6 protein-coding genes are annotated in these 5,848 nt (G+C 33.5%); 4 read left to right on the top strand and 2 right to left on the bottom strand.

Annotated elements, in window-relative coordinates; all coding sequences use genetic code 11:
- Window positions 1-150: 150 nt before the first annotated feature.
- Window positions 151-1,458 carry a histidinol dehydrogenase gene (gene hisD / locus KTI79_RS18955; RefSeq protein ID WP_031964005.1) on the bottom strand — a complete coding sequence of 436 codons (1,308 nt, stop codon included), beginning with the start codon at window positions 1,456-1,458 and terminating at the stop codon, window positions 151-153.
- Between the two features lie 301 nt (window positions 1,459-1,759).
- On the opposite strand from hisD, the gene KTI79_RS18950 reads away from it, so the two are divergent.
- Complete coding sequence (locus KTI79_RS18950; RefSeq protein ID WP_086375722.1) at window positions 1,760-2,119, top strand: hypothetical protein; 360 nt, start codon at window positions 1,760-1,762, stop codon at window positions 2,117-2,119.
- A gap of 1 nt (window position 2,120) precedes the next feature.
- The gene (locus KTI79_RS18945; protein ID WP_086375721.1) at window positions 2,121-2,786 is read left to right on the top strand and encodes an LrgB family protein; all 666 of its coding nucleotides are present in this window, start codon (window positions 2,121-2,123) and stop codon (window positions 2,784-2,786) included.
- 28 nt (window positions 2,787-2,814) lie between these two features.
- Here the strand turns inward: KTI79_RS18945 and KTI79_RS18940 are convergent, their stop codons facing one another.
- A complete protein-coding gene (locus KTI79_RS18940) occupies window positions 2,815-3,846 on the bottom strand; it encodes a LacI family DNA-binding transcriptional regulator (protein ID WP_086375720.1) in 1,032 nt (343 codons plus the stop codon).
- Between the two features lie 132 nt (window positions 3,847-3,978).
- Between KTI79_RS18940 and KTI79_RS18935 the strand changes: the two genes are divergently transcribed.
- Both KTI79_RS18935 and KTI79_RS18930 read left to right on the top strand, forming a co-directional pair.
- Entirely contained in the window at window positions 3,979-4,668 is a 690-nt protein-coding gene (locus KTI79_RS18935) for a dienelactone hydrolase family protein (RefSeq protein ID WP_086375719.1), read from the top strand.
- Window positions 4,669-4,694: 26 nt separating this feature from the next.
- Window positions 4,695-5,534, top strand: coding sequence for a DMT family transporter (locus tag KTI79_RS18930; protein ID WP_171304902.1), 840 nt, complete (start codon window positions 4,695-4,697; stop codon window positions 5,532-5,534).
- Window positions 5,535-5,848 lie beyond the last annotated feature (314 nt).

Genomic DNA, 5,848 nt, shown 5'->3' with positions numbered 1-5,848 from the left:
AATACCGGCTACATATTCAACGCCATAATTCTTTAGGGTTTGGGCAACAATCTGACTACCCGTTAATCTCTTCTTCACAATTTAATCGTCCTTAAATTAAAATGAAAACTCTTCAAAATTTTATTTTTCACAAAACTTTTTAGCTCAGTTTTAGACTGCAGCTTGACCAAAAGGAACGTCTTTCTTGCCATAACGACGAACACGTAGATTCGCTTGCTCAGCATGTGCAACAAAGCCTTCCATTAGACATAAGCGTGAGCAATATTCCCCAATTTGAGCTGATGCTTCATCTGTAAGTACACGTTGATAAGTACAAGTTTTAAGGTATTTACCAACCCATAGACCTCCCGTATAACGAGCTGCTTTATTTGTTGGTAAAGTATGGTTAGTACCAATAACCTTATCGCCATAAGAAACATTAGTTCTTGGTCCTACAAATAAGGCACCAAAATTCGTTAGATTTTTAAGAAAGTAATCATCATCATGCGTCATAATTTGGACATGTTCAGAAGCATAAAAATCTGATAGTTTCGCCATTTCTTCATTTGATTCACAAAGAATAATTTCACCAAAGTTTTCCCAAGCCGTACGGGCATAAACTGCAGTTGGAAGTAAATCTAATAAGCGATCGATTTCTTTTAATGTTTCTAATGCCAACTCACGAGAAGTCGTCAACATGACGGCTGGTGAATCAGGTCCATGTTCGGCTTGACCAAGGATATCTGTTGCACACATTTCTGCGTCAACACTATCATCAGTAATTAATAATGTTTCTGTAGGTCCAGCAAAAAGATCTATACCAACACGACCAAATAATTGACGTTTAGCTTCAGCAACATAGGCATTACCAGGCCCTACAATAATATCTACAGCAGGAATACTTTCAGTCCCTATCGCCATTGCACCTACGGCCTGTATTCCACCAAGTGAATAAATTGCATCAGCGCCAGCCATATGCTGCGCAGCGACAATATATGGAGCTGGTTTACCTTGAAATGGCGGAGCTGCGGTAATAATGTTGTTAACACCAGCAGCCTTTGCTGTACAAATAGACATATGTGCTGAAGCAAGTAATGGATATTTTCCACCTGGTACATAGCAACCAGCAGCATTTACAGGAATATGCTTATGCCCAAGCAAAACTCCAGGTATTGTTTCAATTTCAACATTTAACATTGACTGACGTTGAGCATCAGCAAAACGACGAACTTGGGTTTGTGCGAATTTAATATCTTCGTACTCACGCTCAGTTAATTGATCCATACATTGTTTGATTTCAGCATCAGTAAGTCGATAATCTTGACGATCCCATTTATCGAATTTGACCGATAGCTCTCTTACAGCAACATCACCACGATTCTCAATATCTAGTAAAATTCGTGAAACGTCTTCCTTTAACTTATCATTCTGCGCAACACGCTGATCTGTCGGTTGTGCTTTCTTAATCCACTCAGCCATACTCTACCCTTGAACTAGGATTAAAGATTTGATTGATTAACAATCAAATCTTTTCTTGAAGTAGACTCAATTTCACTTTAAATAGTAGGTACAAATCGACTCCTCTACTCTATCCATGAATTAAATTGAGTCACCATATTCATGCTAGAAAGTTTCACTTGAATATGATTTCCCTACAATTTCTCAAGGAAAAGAAAAGTGACGCAAATAGACGCAAATAAATAAAAGAACCAATAGATGTAAACGTTTACATTCATTGGTTCTTTTATTAGAATTTATCATCTTTTGAGTTTATCTAACTATGATCTCTATTCTTAAATCCATTTTACTAATGATTGTTATTGTTGTTTCAGTCCGTGAATTATCTTTAATTTTTATGAACTATTTTGGGCATCCAGAACTTAGTAATCTTGTAGGACTGTTCTTACTATTAATAAGTCTTGTTATATACAGAAGATTTAAAGGTATTCCCTCCTCCTTGATTACTGCTAATCAACTGATAATGAAAGAAAGTGTCTTTGCATTTTTACCCGTATGCGTTGGCTCTTTAATCATGCTTTTTCATCTTGAGGACAGCTTATATCTTTTCTTGAGTATTCTCGTCATAAGCACCCTTTTACCATTGTTACTATTTGCATTCGTTGTAAAAAGAGTACTTTAACATGTTGTTTATACTTTATTTTTTAATTACTGTATTAGGCTATTTAACGGCTAAGCTAATTTATTCATATATTCCTAGAATATCGATAATAGTCTACTCAATGTTCATTATTTTAATTTTACTTGTAATAAGTAAGGTTTCTTATAATGACTATATAGAGACAGTAAGCCCTCTATTTAATCGACTTTTAGGGTATGTCACCGTTGCGCTTGCAATTCCTTTAGCAACAATAAAGTATGAAGATTTTCCAATTTCAAAAATATCAGCTTTAGTTTTATGTGCTAGTACTCTTGCTGTTGGATTACCAGTAGGGCTTGCCTACTTATTACACTTATCAACATCCATGATTATTTCTTTTACAACTAGAGCCATCACTACACCTATCGCTCTAAATATTGCAGAAATTATTCATGCTCCCCCTGCTCTTGTTACCTTAATTGTAATTCTTTCAGGCGTTATAGGAGCAGCATTTTCACCCTTACTACTTAAAAATATTAATGATGAAAGAGCTGCAGGATTAGCTTTAGGTTTAGCAGCACATGCTATAGGCACGGCTCAAGCATGGCAAAGAAGCCCTGTTGCTGGACGCTATGCTGCATTTGGAATGGCGATTAATGGGGTTTTCACAGCTATCTGGTTACCACTCACAATTAAAATACTCATATAAAATGAGTGATAACCTTAACTTCATTCGTTTAATCTGGATTAGTTGACTCTCTAACAATCAGTTCGGTTTTTAACAAATATGACTTTAAAGGCTGTTGATTGTTTAAATTATCCAATACCGCTTTAGCGCTTAGAATGCCCATTTCCTCTGCTGGAATATTTAATGTAGTTAAAGGAGGAGTTAGGTATTCTGCAAATTCTAAATTATCGTAACCAATAACATTTAATTGTTCAGGTATTTTTATACCAAGTTCTTTTGCTCCAGCAAGAACACCAAAAGCAATTACATCACTATTACAGATGATGGCACTGATATTCGGATTAGATATGACTATTTCCTTAAGTATTTCTTTTCCACTCGCAATATTATATTGATTTTTACACTCCCAAACTGAATGCTCAGCTTGCTTAGATGTCATAAAATTTTTAAAAGATTCTACTCGAGCAATTTGTCGATCATTGCCTTTTAAAGGCCCACAGATCATTGCTATTTCTTTATGACCTAAAGAATAAAGGTATTCTACAATAGTGGTTGTTGAAGCGTAATTATCAAATCCAATAAATGGAAATTTAGAATCATGATGATATGAATAAGTACAAATTGTAGGTATTTTAAATTTTAATAAATACTTTTCTAAATTTTTATCAAGAATCTCTCCTACGATGAGTAAAGCCTCTGCTCCTCTTTCCAAAAGTAATGTGACCTTATCAAAGATATCACTTGCATCAAAACCACAAGTTAAGATGTATACAACATAACCTTGCTCAGATAGCTTCTTTTGAAAAGCATTAATCATGGTTGCATAAATCGAGTGATCTAAGGTTGGAATAATTGCACCAATCACTTTAGTCTTTTTTGATCTTAATGATTTTGCTGCAGAATTTGCGGTATATCCCATATTAGCAGCAATTTCTAAGATTTTTTCTCGAACTTCAGGTTTTACCATTTCTGGTTTATTAAAACTACGTGAAACTGTTGCAATAGAAACGTTAGCTGCTTTAGCAACATCAATTACACTTACTGAGTTCAACTTTTCCATAACATTATTATTTTGACCCATAATAAAACCGACTAAGATAAAATCGTACAATAAGAATTACTGCAATTATAACAAAGTAGCCATATTTATCTGTTTATTTTTAAGCCTTAATACATATAAAATGTAAACGTTTACAATAATTGAGGCTTTTTCATGAATATTTCTGAATTTGAGGTAATTTATGAACAAAATAAATGTCTAACTCTTAAGCGCTTGTCTTTAGGTGAAACTCAAAGCGGTATTCTTTTATTACCTGAAATTTGGGGATTAAATAAACACATCTATGAAGTGGCAGAACAGTATCTTGTATTAGGCTATGAGGTCTTTATTCCAGATATTTATTGGAGACAGCAAGAAAATGTATGTCTTGATTATGATGAGGAAAGTACAAAAATTGCTAGAAAACTATATGCAAATTTAGATTTCAATTTAACTGCCGAAGATTTAAACCAAGTTATTGATTTTATTTTTAAATTAGATAAAAACTATAAGTTAGGTGTATTAGGTTTTTGTATGGGAGGTACATTAACTTATCTTTTACATCATAAAAAAATTGCTGCGATTGTCAGTTATTACGGTAGCAAGGTAAGAGAGTACCTCAAGCAAATAGAATTAATTAACTGCCCTACTCTTTTTCATGTAGCGGATAATGATCATCTGATTACACTTCATGAAATTCAAGAACTTGAGCTGCTTAGCCTTAAAAATAATAAATTTAAGATATATCGCTATCCACTTGCTGGTCATGGATTCAACTGCCCTTACCGTCCAAATTTCTCTGCTGCACAGGCACGTCTAGCATTTGAACGTAGTAGTAACTTCTTTATCCAACATTTAAGTTAGAGGAATTTATGAGAATTCTCTCTGACATGTCAAAGTCAGTAAAGGCAGTATTTTTTGTTGTAATCGCTGTTTTATGTTTAGCCTTTCATGACCTTTTAGGTAAAAAGTTGAACCAAAATTATTCAATCATCTTAATTTTATGGTTTAGGTATCTTTTTCATTTTTTATTTGCAACTTTTCATAGTATCAAAATTAAAAAACTTTCTAGGTTTAAGCGCATTCACTTTTTAAGAGCCTTGTTAATGTCTGTGATTGGCTTAAGCTTTATTACTGGATTAAAGTACATCCCATTGTCTGAAGCTACAGCAATCAATTTTTTAGCGCCAATCTTCGTTTTGATTTTCTCTTTTTTTATTCTAAAAGAGAAGGTTATTCAGGATGATTTAATAAAGATTATAATTGGTTTTTTCGGAATACTTATCATTGCTAGACCTGGGGGAGATATTTTTAAAATAGAAATTATCTTCCCAATGTGTGCTGCTCTATTTTTTGCTTTTTATCAAGTGCTTACAAAAATAACTAGTATGTATGAAAGCAGCCTTATATCTAACTATTATCTTGGATTCTATGCATTTTTTTTAACCTCCTTGGTACTACCTTTCTTTTGGGAAAAAATCGCTCCTAATGACCTCATATTTTTTCTTTTAGTAGGTGTATTTGGTACGTTCGCACATACCTTATTTAATAAAGCATACGTTCTTGAATCACCTGTAAAATTAGCACCTTACAGCTATATGCAAATTCTTTTTGCAACACTTTTAGGATTTATATTTTTTGGAACAATTCCAGACTTAACAACTTTTTTAGGTATTTTCATCATCTTCTGCTCAGGTCTAAATATTCGCTTGCACAAAAAGGAACAATAATGCTACATTTTAGTTAGAAGAAGTTCTGTTGTGGTGCAACAGTAACTAAATGGAATTTATTACGGTGAGCAAAAGATTTAGGAAATTAGCATTTTTCCTTTTGCTTAAAGTGGCATAACAATTGCAATGTTTACTTAAGATTAAGCTGAATCAATCGATCAGTTTTTTTTAAAACATAAAATGTAAACGTTTACATTGCATATGTTTAGTTCACACACAACTGAGGACGCTTGTATTATGCGCGACATATACGGAAGAACAGTACAATCAGCATATGACTATGTTGTGGTTGGTTCAGGATCAGCAGGAAGCGT

Origin of the sequence: Acinetobacter sp. WU_MDCI_Abxd143 (genome assembly GCF_025514195.1) — a bacterium.
GTDB lineage: Bacteria > Pseudomonadota > Gammaproteobacteria > Pseudomonadales > Moraxellaceae > Acinetobacter > Acinetobacter pittii_H.
Note: the sequence above shows the minus strand (reverse complement) of the source record. Positions and strands in the feature narration are given on the sequence as shown.

What these genes read in the sequence shown, in the direction of transcription:
- KTI79_RS18950 (WP_086375722.1), top strand. Translation starts at nt 1,760, where the DNA reads ATGATCTCTATTCTTAAATCCATTTTACTAATGATTGTTATTGTTGTT.
- KTI79_RS18945 (WP_086375721.1), top strand. Translation starts at nt 2,121, where the DNA reads ATGTTGTTTATACTTTATTTTTTAATTACTGTATTAGGCTATTTAACG.
- hisD (WP_031964005.1), bottom strand. Translation starts at nt 1,458, where the DNA reads ATGGCTGAGTGGATTAAGAAAGCACAACCGACAGATCAGCGTGTTGCG.
- KTI79_RS18940 (WP_086375720.1), bottom strand. Translation starts at nt 3,846, where the DNA reads ATGGGTCAAAATAATAATGTTATGGAAAAGTTGAACTCAGTAAGTGTA.
- KTI79_RS18930 (WP_171304902.1), top strand. Translation starts at nt 4,695, where the DNA reads ATGTCAAAGTCAGTAAAGGCAGTATTTTTTGTTGTAATCGCTGTTTTA.
- KTI79_RS18935 (WP_086375719.1), top strand. Translation starts at nt 3,979, where the DNA reads ATGAATATTTCTGAATTTGAGGTAATTTATGAACAAAATAAATGTCTA.